The sequence below is a fragment of the Cupriavidus ulmosensis genome (genome assembly GCF_977008105.1).
Genome location: NZ_CDRMWP010000001.1, coordinates 98,216 through 116,061 on the forward strand (window position 1 = coordinate 98,216; position 17,846 = coordinate 116,061).

The window sequence follows — 17,846 nt, forward strand, 5'->3', positions numbered from 1 at the left end:
CGCGCTGCGGCGCGGGGCTGGCCGCCGGTCCCGGCCGCCGCCCTGCGCCGGCCATGCGCGATGCCGGGCCGGCGTACCCATGCCTGCGCCCGCCGCCGGCATGGCGGCGGCGCGGGGGCTCCTGGCGGGATGGCGGCCGCGCCCGGGCGCCGCGCAAGGCTTACACTCGAGACGTGGAGTCAGCGTGTGTCTTGCCGGGAGCCTGCCATGCCGCTTTTTCGCCGTCTTTCCCCCTTGCTGGCATCCGCCGCGGCGGGTGCCGTTCTGGCTTTCTCGCTCAGCGTCTGCGCCGCCCCGGCGGCCCGGGCCGCGCCGCGGCCGCCGGCCCCGGCGCAGGCGCTCACGCAGCAGGCGGTGGCCGCCTACGACGCCGGCGCCTTCGACGCCGCGCTGCGCGACTTCGCCAGGGCGGCCCAGCAGGGCAACCGGCTGGCGCAGTTCAACTACGCCATGATGCTGCTGCGCGGCGAGGGCACGCCGGTGCGCCAGCAGGAGGCGCTGACGTGGCTGCGCCGCGCGGCCGACAACGACATGACCCACGCCCAGTTCACCTTCGGCGAGCTGTACGAGCACGGCGACCTGGTGCCGCGCTCGCTCGAAGCGGCCAACACGTGGTACCGCCGCGCCGCCGAGGGCGGCCACGTGCAGGCCCAGGTGGCGCTGGCCACCAACTATTTCACCGGGCGCGGCGTGGCGCGCGACTACGGTCAGGCCTTCGCGTGGTACAGCCGCGCGGCAGCCGCCGGCGACGGCGACGCGCAGTACATCGTCGCCAGCTACTACGAGCGCGGCGAGCCCGGCGTGGTGGAGAAGGACATCGAGCAGGCCAAGATCTGGTACGCGCGCTCGGCCTCGCACGGCGATCCCGGCGCGCTGGCCAAGCTGCGCTCGCTGCTCGAGGAGGGGCTCAAGGCCAGGCAGCAGGCCGGCGGCATGTAATGACGGCGTAGTCTGGCTATGCTCGCATGGCGGCATGCCACGCCGGCGGCGGCCGGCGGTGGCGTATTCCGGCCGCCGCGCCCGGTTCCCGGGCGGCGGGGCGGTACAACTCTTGCTTACGAGAAACGGCACAAATACTGCGCCAATGGGAGGCCTTTGTGGCAACGCACGTCGCACTGAATCACGTCACCCACTACCGGTATGACCGGCCGGTGAAGCTCTCGCCGCAGGTGGTCAGGCTCCGGCCCGCACCGCACTGCCGCACCCCGATCCTTTCCTATTCACTGCGCATCGAGCCCGAGCAGCATTTCATCAACTGGCAGCAGGACCCGTTCTCCAACTACCTGGCCCGGCTGGTCATCCCCGAGCCGACGCGCGAGTTCAAGATCACCGTCGACCTGGTGGTCGAGATGGCGGTCTACAACCCGTTCGACTTCTTCCTCGAGCCCTACGCCGAGGCCTTCCCGTTCAGCTACGACGCGGGCCTGGCGCACGAGCTGGCGCCCTACCTGGTCAAGGGCGAGGCGACGCCGCGCTTCGCCGCCTTCGTCGACAGCATCCCGCGCACGCCCCAGCGCACCATCGATTTCCTGGTGGGCCTGAACCAGCGCCTGCAGCACGACATCCGCTACCTGATCCGCATGGAGCCGGGCGTGCAGACGCCGGAGCAGACGCTGGCGTCGGGCGCCGGTTCCTGCCGCGACTCGGGCTGGCTGCTGGTGCAGACGCTGCGCCACCTCGGGCTGGCGGCGCGCTTCGTGTCCGGCTACCTGCTGCAGCTCACGCCCGACGTGAAGGCGCTCGACGGCCCCAGCGGCGCCGAGGCCGACTTCACCGACCTGCACGCCTGGTGCGAGGTCTACCTGCCCGGCGCGGGCTGGATCGGGCTCGATCCCACCTCCGGCCTGCTGGCCGGCGAGGGCCACATCCCGGTGGCGTGCACGCCCGAGCCCGGCAGCGCCGCGCCGGTCAGCGGCGCGGTGGACGAGAGCGAGGTGGAGTTCCACCACGAGATGTCGATCACGCGCGTCTACGAGTCGCCGCGCGTGACCAAGCCCTATACCGAGGCACAGTGGCAGGCGGTGGCCGGCGTGGGCGCCGAGGTCGACCGCCGGCTCGAGGCGCAGGACGTGCGCCTGACGATGGGCGGCGAGCCCACCTTCGTGGCGGTCAGGGACCGCGACGGCGCCGAATGGAACACCGACGCGCTCGGGCCGACCAAGCGCGGTTATGCCACCGAACTGGTGCACAAGCTGCGCGACCGCTACGGCAAGGGCGGCTTCCTGCACTTCGGCCAGGGCAAGTGGTATCCGGGCGAGCAGCTGCCGCGCTGGGCGCTGTCGATCTGCTGGCGCGCCGACGGCCAGCCGTGCTGGCAGGACCCGTCGCTGTTCGCCGACGAGCGCGAGCCGGGCAACTACAGCGACGCCGACGCGCGCCGCTTCCTCGACCGCCTCGCCGGCACGCTCGGCCTTGACTCCGCCTTCGTGCAGCCGGGTTATGAAGATGCCTGGTACTACCTGTGGCGCGAGCGGCGCCTGCCGGTCAACGTCGATCCGCTGGAGTCGCGCCTGGACGACGAGATGGAGCGCATGCGCCTGCGCCGCGTGTTCGGCGCGGGGCTGGCGCAGGTGACGGGCTACGTGCTGCCGCTGCGCCGCGCCGGCGAGGAGGATGCGCCGGCCCTGCACGGCCAGCGCTGGATCAGCGGCCCGTGGTTCTTCCGCGACGACCGCATGTACCTGCTGCCCGGCGATTCGCCGATGGGCTACCGCCTGCCGCTCGACGCGCTGCCCTGGGTCAGCGAAGCCGACTACCCGTGGCAGTTCGACCAGGACCCGTTCGCGCAGCGCGCGCCGCTGCCCACCGGCGCGCAGTTGCGCGCGCAGTGGCCCGGGCCGGGGTCGACGGGCGCGGAAGGGGCGGGCGGCGCGGTTGGCGGCGCAGTTGGCGGGACAACTGGCGGGACAACTGGCGGAGCCGCCGCCGACGGCACGCCCGGCCGGCACGCCGCCGCGATCCGCGCCGGCACCGCCGCCTTCAGCGCGCGCGGCGGCGCCGCGCCGGCCGGCACGGGCGCCTTCGCCCACGGCGCGGCGGACCTGGCGCGCGTGCCCGCGCGCGGCGAGTCCGCGGGCTGGATCACGCGCACCGCGCTGTGCGTGGAGGTGCGCCATCCCAGCCGCGCGGCCGGCCCCAAGGCCGAGCTGGCGGCCGCCGGCGACAAGCGCGGCATGCTCTACGTCTTCATGCCGCCGCTGACGGTGCTGGAGGATTACCTGGAACTGCTGGCCGCGGTCGAGTCCACCGCCGCCGCGCTGGGCGTGAAGATCGTGCTCGAAGGCTATCCGCCGCCGCGCGACGCGCGCCTGAAGCTGCTGCAGGTCACGCCCGACCCCGGCGTGATCGAGGTCAACATCCATCCCGCCGCCAACTGGGACGAGCTGGTCGACCATACCGAATACCTCTACCAGGCCGCGCACGAGACCTACCTGAGCAGCGAGAAGTTCATGGTCGACGGCCGCCACACCGGCACCGGCGGCGGCAACCACTTCGTGCTGGGCGGCGCCACGCCGGCCGACAGCCCGTTCCTGCGCCGCCCGGACGTGCTGGCCAGCCTGATCGCGTACTGGCACAACCATCCCTCGCTGTCCTACCTGTTCTCGGGCCTGTTCATCGGCCCGACCAGCCAGGCGCCGCGCGTGGACGAGGCGCGCAACGACCAGCTCTACGAGCTGGAGATCGCCTTCGCCGAGCTGCAGCACCAGCTCGACCGCCTGGGCAGCACGCAGGGCGGCATCGGCGGCGGCGCCTACATGCCGCCGTGGCTGGTGGACCGCACGCTGCGCAACATCCTGATCGACGTCACCGGCAACACGCACCGCAGCGAGTTCTGCATCGACAAGCTCTACTCGCCCGACGGCCCCACCGGGCGCCTGGGCCTGCTGGAGCTGCGCGCGTTCGAGATGCCGCCGCACGCGCGCATGAGCCTGGTGCAGCAACTGCTGCTGCGCGCGCTGGTGGCGCGCTTCTGGCGCCAGCCGTACCGCACGCGCCTGACGCGCTGGGGCACCGAGCTGCACGACCGCTTCCTGCTCGGCACCTTCGTGCAGATGGATTTCGACGACGTGCTCAGCGAGATGCGCGAGGCCGGCTTCGCCTTCGACAACGCCTGGTTCGCCCCGCACTTCGAGTTCCGCTTCCCGCGCGTGGGCGAGCTGTCCGCCGGCGGGCTGCACCTGACGCTGCGCAGCGCGCTCGAGCCCTGGCACGTGATGGGCGAGGAAGGCAGCGCCGGCGGCACGGTGCGCTACGTGGACTCGTCGCTCGAGCGCCTCGAGGTGCGCGTGCTGGGCATGAACGAGAGCCGCCACGTGGTCACGGTCAACGGCCGCGCGGTGCCGCTGCAGCCCACCGGGCGGGCCGGCGAGTACGTGGCCGGGGTGCGCTACCGCGCCTGGGCGCCGCCGTCTGCGCTCCACCCCACCATCGGCGTGCACGCACCGTTGACATTCGACGTAGTGGACAGCTGGATGGGGCGCAGCATCGGCGGATGCCGGTATCATGTCTCGCATCCGGGCGGGCGCAACTACGAAACCTTCCCGGTCAATGCCTACGAGGCCGAGAGCCGGCGGCTGGCGCGCTTCTTCACGCTCGGCCACACGCCGGGCGCGATGCGCGTCGAGACGCCGGCGCGCAGCCTCGAGTTTCCGTTCACGCTGGACCTGCGGCAACGCTGATCCGCCTTGCCGCCGAGCTTCGCCCCGTGCCTTTGCAGCCCTCACTGCCCTTCGACGAATCCGCGCCCGCCGCCGAGGCGGCCATGCGCCGCGCGCGCGCGGTGCCGCCCGGGCACCTGGACGAGCTCGGCGCGGGCGCGGGCGGGCTGCGCGAGCCGTGGGCGGGCTTCTTCCAGGTGCTGGGCGAGGACGGCATCGGCGCGCTCGGCCAGCAGGCCGCCGCGATGGCGCGCCAGATCCGCGACAACGGCGTGACCTACAACGTCTACGCCGACAACGGCGGCGCGCGCGCCTGGGCGCTGGACCTGCTGCCGTTCATGGTGGCCGAGGAGGACTGGCTGCAGATCGAGCGCGGCGTGATCCAGCGCGCCACCCTGGCCAACGCCGTGGTGGCCGACATCTACGGCCCGCAGACGCTGCTGGCCAAGGGCCTGCTGCCGGCCGGGCTGGTCTTCGGCCATCCCGGCTACCTGCGCCCGCTCAAGGGCTACCAGCCGCCGGACGGCAATTTCCTGCACATCGTCGCGGTCGACCTCGCGCACACCGCCGAGGGCGGCTGGACCGTGATGGCGCACCGCACCGAGACGCCTTCCGGCATGGGCTATGCGCTGGAGAACCGGCTCATCATCTCCAGCCTGTTCGCCGACGCCTTCCGCGAGCTGCGCGTGCGGCGCCTGCCGGCCGCCTTCGCGCAACTGGTGGCCACGCTGGCGCAACTGCCCGCGGGCCGCCTGTCCGGCCCGGCCGGCGTGCCCGGTGCGCCGCCGCCGCGCGCGGCCGACGCCAGCGCCGCCGCGGCGGCCGCCGGCAAGCACATCGTGCTGCTGACCCCCGGCCCCTACAACGAGACCTATTTCGAGCACACCTTCCTGGCGCGCTACCTCGGCATCACGCTGGTCGAGGGCAAGGACCTGACGGTGCGCAACGACGTGGTCTACCTCAAGACGCTGGCCGGGCTGGAGCGCGTGGACGTGATCCTGCGCCGGCTCGACGACGCCTACTGCGACCCGGTCGAGCTGCGCCAGGACTCCACGCTGGGCGTGCCCGGGCTGCTGCAGGCGATGCGCGCGGGCAACGTGCTGGTCTCCAACGTGCCCGGCTCGGGTTTCCTGGAGACGCCCGCCATCCACGGCTTCCTGCCGGCCATCGCGCGCGAGCTGCTGGGCGAGCCGCTGCTGCTGCCCGGCGTGCCGAGCTGGTGGTGCGGCGAGGACTCGGCGCGCGCGCAGGCGCTCGACCAGCTCGGCGAGGCCTTCCTGATGCCGACCTACCCGCGCGGCATGGCGCAGCCGTGGGAAGGGCCGCGCCTGGGCATGGAGCGCGGCCTGCAGCGGCTGGCCGACTGGCGCGAGCGCATCGGGCAGGTGCCCGACCTGTTCACCATCCAGGCCGACCTGCCGCTGTCGCACGCGCCGCGCTGGGAGGGTCCGCAGATCGGCTCGCGCGCGGCCATGCTGCGCGTCTACGCGATCGCCGACGGGCGCGGCGGCTGGCAGGTCATGCCGGGCGGCTTCACGCGGCTGGCCGGCGAGGGCCAGCCGGCGGTGTCGATGCAACTGGGCGGCTCCAGCGTCGATACCTGGGTGCTGTCGAGCCAGCCGCCGCACGGGCCGGCGCTGGCGGCCGCGACCACGCTGGGCGGGGCCGGGCCGGGGCCGGTCGCCAAGCCGCTGGCGGTGTCGAGCCGCGCCGCCGAGAACCTGTTCTGGGCCGGACGCTACGCCGAGCGCGCCGAGAACAACGTGCGCCTGTGCCGGCTGGTGCTGGGCTCGATCGAAAGCAGCGACGAGCGCGACGACAGCGTGCTCGACGTGATCGGCGAGCTGACGCAGGCCTGCGGCCTGCTGCCGCCCGGCGCGCCGCAGCCGCGCGCCTCGCTGCGCGTGTTCGAGCGCAGCCTGGTGGCGGCGCTGGCCGAGAGCGCCGGCTGGACCAGCGTGGGCCAGAACCTGGCCAGCCACGTGCACGCCGCCACCGAGATCCGCAACCGCCTGTCCAACGACCACTGGCGCACCATCCTGGCCGCGCGCAACGATTTCGGCGACGCGATGGCGGCGGCCTGCACCGGCGCGTCCGGCAGCGGCGACTGCGGCTACTACGACCGCCCGCGCGTGCTGGCCGCGCTCGACCACCTCGGCATGCAGCTCGCCGCCATCAGCGGCGCCCAGGGCGACCGCATGATGCGCGACGAAGCCTGGCGCCTGCTGTTCATCGGCCGCCATATCGAGCGCGTGGGCACGCTGTCGACCTTCCTCGAAGTCTTCACGCGGCATGGCGCGCTCATGCACCGCAGCGGCTTCGACCTGCTGCTGCACCTGTTCGACAGCACGCTCACCTTCCGCGCGCTCTATCCGGGGCGCACCGACATGCCCGCACTCATCGAGCAGATCGTGATCGAACCCACCAACCCGCGCGGGCTCTACGGCCTGCTGGCGCGGCTGCGCGTCAAGCTCGGCCAGATCACGCCGCCGGCCAGCCCGGCCGGCGGCGGCCGCGCGCCGCTGCCGCAATGGCTGCCCGCGGTGGAGACGCTGCCCGGCTGGGAAGCACTATGCGAGCGCGACGGGCGCGGCCAATACGCCAATCTGGTGCAATTGTGCGACCGCCTGGGCGGCCTGATGGCGCAGCTCTCCGACGAGATCAGCGCGCGCTACTTCAGCCATGCCGGCGTGGCCGGCGTGCGGGTGCGGCCATGAGCGCGCCGGCGACGGGGCTGGCGGGCGGCGCGGCGGAGCGTCCCGTGGACGAGGCCGGGGCCGGGGCCAAGATCGGGACCGCAGCCGGCAACGACGCGGTGGCCGACCCGGCGGGCGCGGCGGCCATCGCCGCGGTGCCTGCCCCGGCGCCCGCCGCGGCCTTGCTCACGGTCCACCACAAGACCACCTACGCCTACTCCGCGCCGGTGGAGAACGCCCAGCAGCGCGCCGTGGTCTGGCCGGTGGCCTGCCCGTGGCAGACCGTGCTGTCGCACAGCGCGTGGGTCGACCCCGAGCCGTCGCACCAGCATGCCGGCACCGACGCCTTCGGCAACCACGTGCTGTATTTCACCATCGACGTGCCGCACGACTTCATGCAGCTGTGCTGCGAGAGCACGGTGCGCGTGATGCCGCGCTGGGACGCGCTCGATCCCGCCGCCAGCATGCCGTGGGAAGACGCCGTGGCGGCGCTGCGCTTTCGCGCCGGCCAGCCGTTCCGGGCGCAGAGCGAGTTCTGCTTCGCCTCGCCCAACGTGGCGCTGCACCCGGACCTCAAGGCCTACGCGCTGGCCAGCTTCGGGCCCGGCGTGCCGGTGGTGGCCGGCGCCATCGACCTGATGCACCGCATCCACGCCGACTTCGAATACGAGACCGACGCCACCGAGGTGGACACCCCCGCGCTGAAGGCGTTCGCGCTGCGCAGCGGCGTGTGCCAGGACTTCGCCCAGGTCATGATCGGCTGCCTGCGCTCGCTCGGCCTGGCCGCGCGCTACGTCAGCGGCTACCTGCGCACCGAGCCGCCGCCGGGCCAGCCGCGCCTGATCGGCGCCGACGCCTCGCACGCGTGGCTGTCGGTGTACTGCCCGCTGGCCGGCTGGGTCGACCTCGACCCGACCAACGACGTGCTGGCCGACACCGGCCACGTGACGCTGGCGTTCGGGCGCGACTACAGCGACGTCTCGCTGCTGCGCGGGGTCATCGTGGGCGGCGGCGCGCATACCGTCGAGGTGGAGGTAAGCGTGCTGCCGCTGGCGTAGCCGGCGCGCGCTGCGCCGGCGGCACGGCTGGCAAGCCAATTGCTTGCGCATTGCAGGGGTTGCCGAAAAAGAAGGGGAATCAATATGCTGAGCCGCACCGCCGACCACCTGTTCTGGATGGCCCGCTACACCGAGCGCGCCGAGAACACCGCGCGCATGCTCGACGTCAACCACCAGACCGCGCTGCTGCCGCAGTCGCGCGACGCATCCCGGCAGGGCTGGCTGGCCATGCTCGACGCGACCGAACTCACCCCGGTCTTCGCCGAGCACCACGGCACCGTGGTGCACGAGGAAGTGCTCGACTTCATGGTGCGCGACCTGAGCCATCCGGCCTCGATCATGTCCTGCCTGCGCGCCGCCCGCGAAAACGCCCGCGCCGTGCGCGGCGCGCTGACCACGCCGCTGTGGGAAACCATCAACACCACCTGGCTCGACGTGCAGCAGATGATCGCCGACGGCATCCTGCGGCACGATCCCGCGCAGTTCTTCGAGTGGGTCAAGTTCCGCTCCCACCTCACGCGCGGCGTGGAAGCCGGCACCATGCTCAAGGACGAGGCCTACTGCTTCATGCGCCTGGGCACCTTCCTGGAGCGCGCCGACAACACAGCGCGGCTGCTCGACGTCAAGTTCCAGTCCACCGACCTCGACCGCCAGCAGGACGACTTCTACCAGTGGGCCGCCGTGCTGCGCTCGGTCTCCGGGTTCGAGATGTACCGCAAGGTCTACCGCGCGGCGGTCACGCCCGAGCGCGTGGCCGAACTGCTGATCGTGCATCCCGACATGCCGCGCTCGCTCGCGGCCAGCCTGCGGGAGGTGGTGGCGCTGCTGGCGCAGGTGCGCAATGGGGCTTCAGCGGAGACTGAGCGGCGTGCGGGGAAGCTGCATGCCGAGCTCAAGTTTGCGCGGATCGAGGATATTTTTTCTGTGGGGATTCATGGGTGGCTGGGGGATTTTTTGCGGAGGGTGCATGAGGTGGGGAGTGGGGTTAGTCATAGTTTTTTGATGCGGGGGTAGTAGGGTTTTGTGCTTCGGCTTCAAAGGCCGCTTCGACTTCAAAGTCAACTTCTTAACGTCCACTTCTGAACGTCAACGGCTGAACGTCAAAGTCAACTGCTTAACGTCAAAATCAAAGTCAAAGGCTTTCGCTCCCCCGGAGCGACCTACTTTCTTTTCCCCGAAAAGAAAGTAGGCAAAGAAAGCGGGCTGCCTGGCCGGCAGGGGCAGAGCCGAACAGGGTTTCTTGGGTTGGTGGTTTCGTGGTGGGGGTGGTGGTTCTGCAGGGATTCTGCCGGTACCGGTTTTGGTGGCCACGTTCTCTCGGGTGGTGTTCGATTCGTGGTGGCGCTGCATGATGGCGGAGGTCCAGGCCCTTCGGGCTGCTGCCGCGACCGCGGCAGATGGGCTCGTCGTAGGAACGGTGCTGGTTTCGTGGTGGGCATGGTGGCCCCCATTCGATCTCAGTGCCAAACGGTTTTGACTTGAGAGGCAATCCGGCTCAAAGCAACCCCGCGCACCCGCGCCGGGTCCACCACGCCCACCACGAAACCAGTGCCGGTGCTACGCCGTGACCGCCTGCACCGGTAACGGCAGATGCCCGAACCAGCAGTACGCCCGCCATCATAGGTCTGGCCCCGAAACCCATACCGCCAGCCAGATCGTGACCAGTCGAACCGGTAACGGCAGGATGCCAGCAGAACTACAGGCCCCACCACGAAACCACCAACAAGAGAAATCCCAACGTTTCTGCCCCTGCCGGCCAGGCAGCCCGCTTTCTTTGCCTACTTTCTTTTCGGGGAAAAGAAAGTAGGTCGCTCCGGGGGAGCGAAAGCCTTTGACTTTGAAGTTGACTTTGAAGTTAAGGCCTTTAAAGCCGTTGACTTTGAAGTCAAGCAGTGGTGGCCTTTGAAACCAAGCCGTAGCTTTCGACTTAGAACCCCAACCCCACCCCTCACCCCAACTTCTTCCTCAACAACTCATTGACCTGCGCCGGGTTCCCCTTCCCCTTGGTGGCCTTCATGGCCTGCCCGACCAGGGCATTGAACGCCTTCTCCTTGCCGGCCCGGAATTCCTCCACCGACTTGGCGTTGGCGGCCAGCACGTCGTCGATGATCTTTTCCAGCTCGCCGGAGTCGGACATCTGCTTGAGGCCCTTGGCGGCGATGATGGCGTCGGCGTCGCTGCCTTCTTCGCCGGCCCACATGGCGGGGAACACGTCTTTCTTGGCGGTGTTGTTGGAGACCGTGGCGTCGGCGATGCGCACCAGCAGCCTGGCCAGTTGGGCGGGTTTGACCGGGGCGGCGTCGAGCGCGATGCCTTCGCGGTTGAGCAGCGAGGACACGTCGCCCATCAGCCAGTTGGCGGCGGGCTTGGCGTTGGCGGCGCCGGCTTCGGCGACCACGGCTTCGAAGTAGCTGGCGAGCGGCTTGGAGGCGGTCAGCACGCTGGCGTCGTAGGCGGACAGGCCGTATTGCGACACCAGGCGCGCCTGCATGGCGGCGGGCAGTTCGGGCAGGGCGGCCTTCACGCGCTCGATCCAGGCGGCGTCGATGTCCAGCGGCAGCAGGTCGGGGTCGGGGAAGTAGCGGTAGTCGTGCGCGTCTTCCTTGGTGCGCATGGCGCGCGTCTCGCCGGTGTCGGGGTCGAACAGCACGGTGGCCTGCTGGATCTCGCGGCCGTCCTCGATCTCGGCGATCTGCCACTGCACTTCATACTCGATGGCCTGCTGCAGGAAGCGGAACGAGTTGAGGTTCTTGATCTCGCGGCGCGTGCCGAGCTTGGGGCTCCCATATGGGCGCACCGACACGTTGGCGTCGCAGCGGAAGCTGCCTTCCTGCATGTTGCCGTCGCAGATGCCCAGCCACGTCACCAGCGCGTGCAGCGCCTTGGCATAGGCCACGGCTTCGGCGGCGCTGCGCATGTCGGGCTCGGTGACGATTTCCAGCAGCGGCGTGCCGGCGCGGTTCAGGTCGATGCCGGTCATGCCGGCGAAGTCTTCGTGCAGCGACTTGCCGGCGTCTTCCTCGAGGTGGGCGCGCGTGAGCTGCACGGTCTTCTCGTAGGTCTCGCCCTTCTTGCCTTCGACCTGGATGCTGATGCTGCCGCCCTGCACCACCGGGATCTCGTACTGGCTGATCTGGTAGCCCTTGGGCAGGTCGGGGTAGAAGTAGTTCTTGCGCGCGAAGATGCTGCGCGGCGCGATGGTGGCGCCGATGGCCAGGCCGAACTGGATGGCGCGCTCGACCGCGCCGCGGTTGAGCACCGGCAGCACGCCGGGCAGCGCCAGGTCGACCGGCGAGGCCTGCGTGTTCGGCGCCGCGCCGAAGGCGGTGGAGCTGCCGGAGAAAATCTTGGAGGCCGTCGACAGCTGCGTGTGCGTCTCGAGGCCGATCACCACTTCCCATTGCATGGCGGTATTCCTGTTCGTATTCGTCGTGTACGTCGTATTCGGTGCGTGTTGCTGCGTGTTGCGTTGCGCTGGCCGCGCGGTCCTCATCGTGTCTGCGCGCAGCCGCCGGTGCCGGGCTCGAACATCACCGGCCAGGCTTCCTCATAGATGCCGGGCGAGCAGCGCTGCTGGCAGTTGGCGTGCGCCAGCGTGACGCGGCGCGGGTCCTGCCAGACCATCAGCTTGCAGGCGCTGCCGTCGTTGGCGCGCAGCTCGATGTGCGGCTTCTTCTGCGTCTGGCGGAACTCGGCCAGGTTGAAGCTGCACGAGCCGCGCTTGCCTACCCACAGCTTCCACGACAACTGCTGCACGGTGTTGTCCGCCACGCGCAGCTGCGCGTCCTCGCGGAAGCCGTCTTCCTCGGTGCGGCGGCAGTCGCCGGCGAGGTCGATGTCGCGGCTGGCGATGGGCGTGGGCCGGCCGAAGCGCGGCAGCGGGATGCACGCCGCCAGCGCGGCGGCCAGCGCCACGCCCGCGGCGATGCGGACCAGCCAGCGCCGCGCGCTCATGCCTGCGCGGGCCGGCGCAGATGCCAGTCCGTGGCCTGCTGGAACGCGTGCGCGGTCTGCAGCAGCTCGGCTTCGCCGAAGTAGTTGCCGATCAGCTGCAGGCCGACCGGCATGCCGCCTTCGCCCAGGCCGCACGGCACGCTCATGCCGGGCAGGCCGGCCAGGCTGGTCGACAGCGTGAAGATGTCGGCCAGGTACATCTGCACCGGGTCGGCGCTCTTCTCGCCGAGCTTCCACGCCACCGTGGGCGCCACCGGGCCCATGATCACGTCGCAGCGCGCGAACGCGCGCTGGAAGTCCTCGGCGATGATGCGGCGGATCTTCTGCGCCTGCAGGTAGTAGGCGTCGTAGTAGCCGTGCGACAGCACGTAGGCGCCCACCAGGATGCGGCGCTTGACCTCGGGGCCGAAGCCTTCGGCGCGGCTCTTCTTGTACATGTCCATCAGGTCGCGGTATTCGGCCGCGCGGTGGCCGTAGCGCACGCCGTCGAAGCGCGACAGGTTGGACGAGGCCTCGGCCGGCGCGATCACGTAGTACACCGGGATCGACAGCTCGGTCTTGGGCAGCGACACCTCGACCAGCGTGGCGCCCAGCTTCTCGTACTCGGCCAGCGCGGCGCGCACGGCCTGTTCCACGTCGGCCGACAGGCCGGCGCCGAAGTATTCCTTCGGCAGGCCGATGCGCAGGCCCGACAGCGGCCGCGCGGCGCCGGCGCCGGCGCGCGGCTGGCCCAGCAGGCGGGTGAAGTCCTCGTCCACGCCGCCCTGGGCCGGCGCCAGGCTGGTGGAGTCGCGCTCGTCGAAGCCGGCCATCGCGCCGAGCAGCAGCGCGCAGTCCTCGGCGGTGTGCGCCATCGGGCCGCCCTGGTCGAGCGACGAGGCGAACGCGATCATGCCGTAGCGCGACACGCGGCCGTAGGTGGGCTTGATGCCGGTGATGCCGGAGAACGAGGCCGGCTGGCGGATCGAGCCGCCGGTGTCGGTGCCGGTGGCGGCCGGCGCCAGGCCGGCGGCCACGGCCGCGGCCGAGCCGCCCGAGGAGCCGCCCGGCACGCGCGCCGGGTCCCACGGGTTCCTGACCGGGCCGAAGTGCGAGTTCTCGTTGGACGAGCCCATCGCGAACTCGTCCATGTTGGTCTTGCCCAGCGTGACCATGCCGGCGGCGGCGAGGCGCTCGACCACGGTGGCGTCGAACGGGCTTTCGTAATCGGCCAGCATGCGCGAGCCGGCGGTGGCGCGCCAGCCGCGCGTGACGAACACGTCCTTGTGGGCGACCGGCACGCCGGTCAGCGGGCCGGCTTCGCCGCGCGCGCGGCGCGCGTCGGCCGCGCGCGCCTGCGCCAGCGTGAGTTCGGGGTTGACGTCGACGAAGGCGTTGAGCGCGGCGGCCTGCTCGATGCGGCCCAGGTAGTCGCGCGCCAGCTCCTCGGCGGAGACGGTGCGGGCCGCCAGCGCGTCGGCGAGCTGGCGCAGGGAGGTCACTGAAGTTGCGGAAAAGGACATGTCGGTCGTATGGCTTGGCAGGGTGGCTGCCGGCGCGCGGCGCAGGGGCGGCGCGACGCAGCGGCGGGTTCGGTGGCCGGGCGGCGGGCGCGAGCCCGCTTATTCGATGACCTTGGGCACCAGGTACAGGCCGCCTTCGGTGGCCGGCGCGGGGCGCTGGTAGTCGTCGCGCCGGTCGGTCTCGGTCACGGCGTCGTCGCGCAGGCGCTGCGACATCTCGCGCACCGTCGACAGCGGGTGCGCCAGCGGCTCCATGCCGGTGGTGTCGACCGCCTGCATCTGTTCGACCAGCGAGAAGAATTGATTGAGCTGCACCAGCGTGTGCCCTGCTTCGTCATCGTTGATCTCGATGCGGGCAAGGTGGGCGATGCGCTTGACGTCGGATAGGTCGAGAGCCATGGCTAGGGTTCGGTGTCGATGCGGAAAACGGCGAAATCGGCTGCGAGATCGGGGAAGCGGGTCCGGGCGCGGAGGCGGCAGCGGGAGGCAAGGCAGGCGCCGCCTGGGCGGGCGGGGCGAGTGCTGCCGGGAGCGCCCCGGAATCGTCAAAGTTACACGTTTTTTCGAGGCAGAAGCCCCCGAAACAGGGGGAATTATAAGGTATCATTGCGCGTTGCCATTCCCTGGCAGCGCCTTCGTCACATTGGTGCGGAACCGCGTTCGCCGGCGCTTTTTCGGTAACGTCCGCGGCAACGCGCGTGGCAGCGTCGGCGGCAATGCCCGCGGCGGCGCCCGCGGCACGGTCCGCCGCCCACCATCGCCCTCCGCGCGGCCACCCCGGCCGCCCGGCCGCGGCACGCAGGCGGCGGACGGCGCGCGGGCAGGGAGGCAGGCGAGGGCCCTCTGATTAGGCCGCCCCGGCCGCAATTTTTTGTAATTGTGGCGCGGTTCCACCGAACTTTCGAGCGTGGCCTAATCAAAGGTTCCCGTAGAGGCTGTGCCGCCCGGGGGCGGTCCGGCCTCGGCTGGCGGTTCCGCCGTGGCCGCCGCGCATCCCCTGGATGGCGCGGCGCCGGCGTGGCGCCTGGCTCACCGCACGGTGGGGGGCCTTGAATACTACCCGTCGCAATGAATTTCGTGGCTGGCCCGATTGCGGTGCCGGCCGCTTCGCATACCTCGCGAACCACCAGAAAACAGGATTCCTGATGTTCGGATTTCTCCGCAGCTATTTCTCCAACGATCTCGCGATCGACCTCGGCACCGCCAACACCCTGATCTACATGCGCGACAAGGGCATCGTCCTGGACGAGCCCTCGGTGGTGGCGATCCGCCAGGAAGGCGGTCCCAACGCCAAGAAGACGATCCAGGCGGTGGGCAAGGAAGCCAAGCAGATGCTGGGCAAGGTGCCGGGCAACATCGAAGCGATCCGCCCGATGAAGGACGGCGTGATCGCCGACTTCACCGTGACCGAGCAGATGCTCAAGCAGTTCATCAAGATGGTCCACGACTCCAAGCTGCTGCGCCCGAGCCCGCGCATCATCATCTGCGTGCCGTGCGGCTCGACCCAGGTCGAGCGCCGCGCCATCCGCGAATCGGCGCTGGGCGCCGGCGCCAGCCAGGTGTACCTGATCGAGGAGCCGATGTCGGCGGCGATCGGCGCCGGCCTGCCGGTGTCGGAGCCGTCGGGCTCGATGGTGGTGGACATCGGCGGCGGCACCACCGAGGTGGGCATCATCTCGCTGGGCGGCATGGTCTACAAGGGTTCGGTGCGCGTGGGCGGCGACAAGTTCGACGAGGCCATCGTCAACTACATCCGCCGCAACTACGGCATGCTGATCGGCGAGCAGACTGCCGAGGCCATCAAGAAGGAAATCGGCTCGGCCTTCCCGGGCTCCGAGGTGCGCGAGATGGAAGTCAAGGGCCGCAACCTGTCCGAGGGCATCCCGCGCGCGTTCACGGTGTCGTCCAACGAAATCCTCGAGGCGCTGACCGACCCGCTCAACCAGATCGTCTCGGCGGTCAAGATCGCGCTGGAGCAGACCCCGCCGGAACTGGGCGCGGACATCGCCGAGCGCGGCATGATGCTGACCGGCGGCGGCGCGCTGCTGCGCGACCTGGACCGCCTGCTGGCCGAGGAAACCGGCCTGCCGGTGCTGGTGGCCGAGGACCCGCTGACCTGCGTGGTGCGCGGCTCGGGCATGGCGCTCGAGCGCATGGACAAGCTCGGCAGCATCTTCTCCTACGAATAACCAGTCGGCGAGAGGACATCGCTCGTGGCGCGACGCGGCCTGCCGGATCGCCTGGTCGGGGCCGCGCCGCGCCGTGACGCCGCCTTGGCCACTGTCCCGGCCGCCGCCGCGGCCGCTCGCCTGGCCGCCTGCGCGGCCGCCTTCCCGACCCGGCCCGGCCCAGGGCACCCCGCGCCAGCGCGCCTTTCCCGCCACCCCGGCCATGCCGGCGGGCGCGGCGGGCGGGCGGCGGCGCGCGCCCGGGGCCGGCAGACCTCCACGCCAGCGCACGGGTAAATGGATTACACTCCGCCGCCGCTCTTCAAGCAGGGCACTTCCGCCGTCGCGCGCCTCGTCTTCTATGTGACGATCGCGCTGGTGCTGCTCGTCGTCGACGCGCGCTTCGACGCGCTGCGCGTGGTGCGCCAGGTCGCCGCCACCGTGCTGATGCCGGTCGAGCGGACCGTGCTGGTGCCGCGCGACGCGCTGCGCGCCGTGTTCGACTACGCCCAGTCGTCGGCCGCGCTCGCCAGCGAGAACCGCGAGCTGCGCCGCCGCGCCGTGACCGAGGCCGAGGGCTCGGTGCGCCAGTCCCAGCTCGAGTCCGAGAACAACCAGCTGCGCAAGCTGCTCGGCCTGCAGCAGCAGTCGGCCACGCCGGTGACGGCGGCCGAGATCCTCTACGACGCGCGCGACCCCTACAGCCAGCGCATCGTGATCGACCGCGGCAGCCAGCACGGCCTGCGCGCCGGTTATCCGGTGATCGACGAGCGCGGCGTGATCGGCCAGGTCACGCGGGTCTCGCCGTTCCAGTCCGAAGTCACGCTGCTGACCGACAAGGAACAGGCGATTCCCGTGCAGGTGGTGCGCAACGGGCTGCGCAGCGTGGCCTTCGGCGGCGCCCGCGCCGGCCTGCTCGACCTGCGCTTCATGGCCGCCTCGGCCGACCTGCAGCAGGGCGACCTGCTGGTGACGTCGGGCCTGGACGGCACCTACCCGCCGGGCCTGCCGGTGGCGAAGATCGTGCAGATCGAGCGCAAGGCCGACACCGCCTTCTCGCGCGTGTACTGCGAGCCGGTGGCCGGGGTGCGCTCGCACCGCCAGTTGCTGGTGATCCGCTACGAGGCGCAGCTGCCGCCGCGCGACACCATCGACGGCCCGCGCGATGCCCGCGAAAGCAAGGGCGGCAGGCCCGACCGGGCCGACCGCCCGGGCGTCAGGGACGCCGAGCGGGGCGGCGACCGGCCGGCCGAGAAACCGGCCGGCAAGCCCGCGGCCAAGGAGGCCACGCAGTGACCAATCCCCAATACCTGCTGCGCCCGGTCAACCCGGCGTTCATCGCGCTGAGCTTCGTGCTGGCGTTCCTGTTCAACCTGATGCCGTGGGGCGCCACGCTGTGGATTCCCGACATGGTGGCGCTGGTGCTGGTGTTCTGGAACATCCACCAGCCGCGCAAGGTGGGCATGGGCGTGGCGTTCGCGCTGGGCCTGCTGATGGACGTGCACGACGCGCGCCTGCTCGGCGAGCACGCCATCGCGTACACGCTGCTGGCCTATTTCGCCATCACCATCCACCGCCGCGTGCTGTGGTTCACGGTCTATACCCAGGCGCTGCACGTGGTGCCGCTGCTGTTCGTGGCGCACGCGGTGCCGGTGGTGATCCGCCTGGCGATGGGCGCGCCGCTGCCGGGCTGGCAACTGCTGCTGGCGCCCGGCATCGAGGCGCTGCTGTGGCCGCTGGCCACCAGCATGCTGCTGGCGCCCCAGCGGCGCAGCGCCGACGTGGACGAGACGCGGCCCATCTAGATCGG

12 protein-coding genes are annotated in these 17,846 nt (G+C 70.9%); 8 read left to right on the plus strand and 4 right to left on the minus strand.

Going from position 1 to position 17,846, the window contains the following annotated elements:
• Positions 1-207: 207 nt before the first annotated feature.
• The 5 genes from ACWTPI_RS00415 (at position 208) to ACWTPI_RS00435 (ending at position 9,426) form a co-directional block, all read left to right on the plus strand.
• Complete coding sequence (locus ACWTPI_RS00415; RefSeq protein ID WP_059416114.1) at positions 208-939, plus strand: tetratricopeptide repeat protein; 732 nt, start codon at positions 208-210, stop codon at positions 937-939.
• 158 nt (positions 940-1,097) lie between these two features.
• A complete protein-coding gene (locus ACWTPI_RS00420) occupies positions 1,098-4,679 on the plus strand; it encodes a transglutaminase family protein (RefSeq protein WP_454730703.1) in 3,582 nt (1,193 codons plus the stop codon).
• 26 nt (positions 4,680-4,705) lie between these two features.
• The gene (locus ACWTPI_RS00425) at positions 4,706-7,375 is read left to right on the plus strand and encodes a circularly permuted type 2 ATP-grasp protein (RefSeq protein WP_454730704.1); all 2,670 of its coding nucleotides are present in this window, start codon (positions 4,706-4,708) and stop codon (positions 7,373-7,375) included.
• Entirely contained in the window at positions 7,372-8,412 is a 1,041-nt protein-coding gene (locus ACWTPI_RS00430; protein WP_454730705.1) for a transglutaminase family protein, read from the plus strand. Before ACWTPI_RS00425 ends, ACWTPI_RS00430 begins: the two co-directional genes overlap by 4 nt.
• Positions 8,413-8,496: 84 nt before the next feature.
• Positions 8,497-9,426: an alpha-E domain-containing protein gene (locus tag ACWTPI_RS00435; RefSeq protein WP_020205673.1), complete on the plus strand. Its 930-nt coding sequence runs from the start codon at positions 8,497-8,499 to the stop codon at positions 9,424-9,426.
• 934 nt (positions 9,427-10,360) lie between these two features.
• Here the strand turns inward: ACWTPI_RS00435 and gatB are convergent.
• The 4 genes from gatB to gatC form a co-directional block, all read right to left on the minus strand.
• Positions 10,361-11,818 (minus strand): Asp-tRNA(Asn)/Glu-tRNA(Gln) amidotransferase subunit GatB, encoded by a 1,458-nt coding sequence (gene gatB / locus ACWTPI_RS00440; RefSeq protein WP_454730706.1) that lies wholly within the window; start codon positions 11,816-11,818, stop codon positions 10,361-10,363.
• Between the two features lie 83 nt (positions 11,819-11,901).
• Positions 11,902-12,366 (minus strand): hypothetical protein, encoded by a 465-nt coding sequence (locus ACWTPI_RS00445; protein ID WP_059414663.1) that lies wholly within the window; start codon positions 12,364-12,366, stop codon positions 11,902-11,904.
• The gene (gene gatA, locus ACWTPI_RS00450; protein ID WP_454730707.1) at positions 12,363-13,868 is read right to left on the minus strand and encodes an Asp-tRNA(Asn)/Glu-tRNA(Gln) amidotransferase subunit GatA; all 1,506 of its coding nucleotides are present in this window, start codon (positions 13,866-13,868) and stop codon (positions 12,363-12,365) included. The genes ACWTPI_RS00445 and gatA overlap by 4 nt, the downstream gene beginning before the upstream one ends.
• Positions 13,869-13,967: 99 nt before the next feature.
• A complete protein-coding gene (gene gatC, locus ACWTPI_RS00455; protein ID WP_454730708.1) occupies positions 13,968-14,267 on the minus strand; it encodes an Asp-tRNA(Asn)/Glu-tRNA(Gln) amidotransferase subunit GatC in 300 nt (99 codons plus the stop codon).
• A 746-nt stretch (positions 14,268-15,013) separates the two neighbouring features.
• Here gatC and ACWTPI_RS00460 point away from each other — a divergent pair.
• The 3 genes from ACWTPI_RS00460 (at position 15,014) to mreD (ending at position 17,841) form a co-directional block, all read left to right on the plus strand.
• A complete protein-coding gene (locus ACWTPI_RS00460; protein WP_011296266.1) occupies positions 15,014-16,057 on the plus strand; it encodes a rod shape-determining protein in 1,044 nt (347 codons plus the stop codon).
• 276 nt (positions 16,058-16,333) lie between these two features.
• Positions 16,334-17,332, plus strand: a complete 999-nt coding sequence (gene mreC / locus ACWTPI_RS00465; protein ID WP_020206849.1) for a rod shape-determining protein MreC — start codon at positions 16,334-16,336, stop codon at positions 17,330-17,332.
• Positions 17,329-17,841 (plus strand): rod shape-determining protein MreD, encoded by a 513-nt coding sequence (mreD, locus tag ACWTPI_RS00470; protein ID WP_020206848.1) that lies wholly within the window; start codon positions 17,329-17,331, stop codon positions 17,839-17,841. Before mreC ends, mreD begins: the two co-directional genes overlap by 4 nt.
• Positions 17,842-17,846 lie beyond the last annotated feature (5 nt).

Bases quoted from the DNA above. Each gene is read 5' to 3' on its own strand.
- ACWTPI_RS00415 (WP_059416114.1), top strand. From the start codon at position 208: ATGCCGCTTTTTCGCCGTCTTTCCCCCTTGCTGGCATCCGCCGCGGCG.
- ACWTPI_RS00430 (WP_454730705.1), top strand. From the start codon at position 7,372: ATGAGCGCGCCGGCGACGGGGCTGGCGGGCGGCGCGGCGGAGCGTCCC.
- ACWTPI_RS00435 (WP_020205673.1), top strand. From the start codon at position 8,497: ATGCTGAGCCGCACCGCCGACCACCTGTTCTGGATGGCCCGCTACACC.
- gatB (WP_454730706.1), bottom strand. From the start codon at position 11,818: ATGCAATGGGAAGTGGTGATCGGCCTCGAGACGCACACGCAGCTGTCG.
- ACWTPI_RS00445 (WP_059414663.1), bottom strand. From the start codon at position 12,366: ATGAGCGCGCGGCGCTGGCTGGTCCGCATCGCCGCGGGCGTGGCGCTG.
- gatA (WP_454730707.1), bottom strand. From the start codon at position 13,868: ATGTCCTTTTCCGCAACTTCAGTGACCTCCCTGCGCCAGCTCGCCGAC.
- gatC (WP_454730708.1), bottom strand. From the start codon at position 14,267: ATGGCTCTCGACCTATCCGACGTCAAGCGCATCGCCCACCTTGCCCGC.
- ACWTPI_RS00460 (WP_011296266.1), top strand. From the start codon at position 15,014: ATGTTCGGATTTCTCCGCAGCTATTTCTCCAACGATCTCGCGATCGAC.
- mreC (WP_020206849.1), top strand. From the start codon at position 16,334: ATGGATTACACTCCGCCGCCGCTCTTCAAGCAGGGCACTTCCGCCGTC.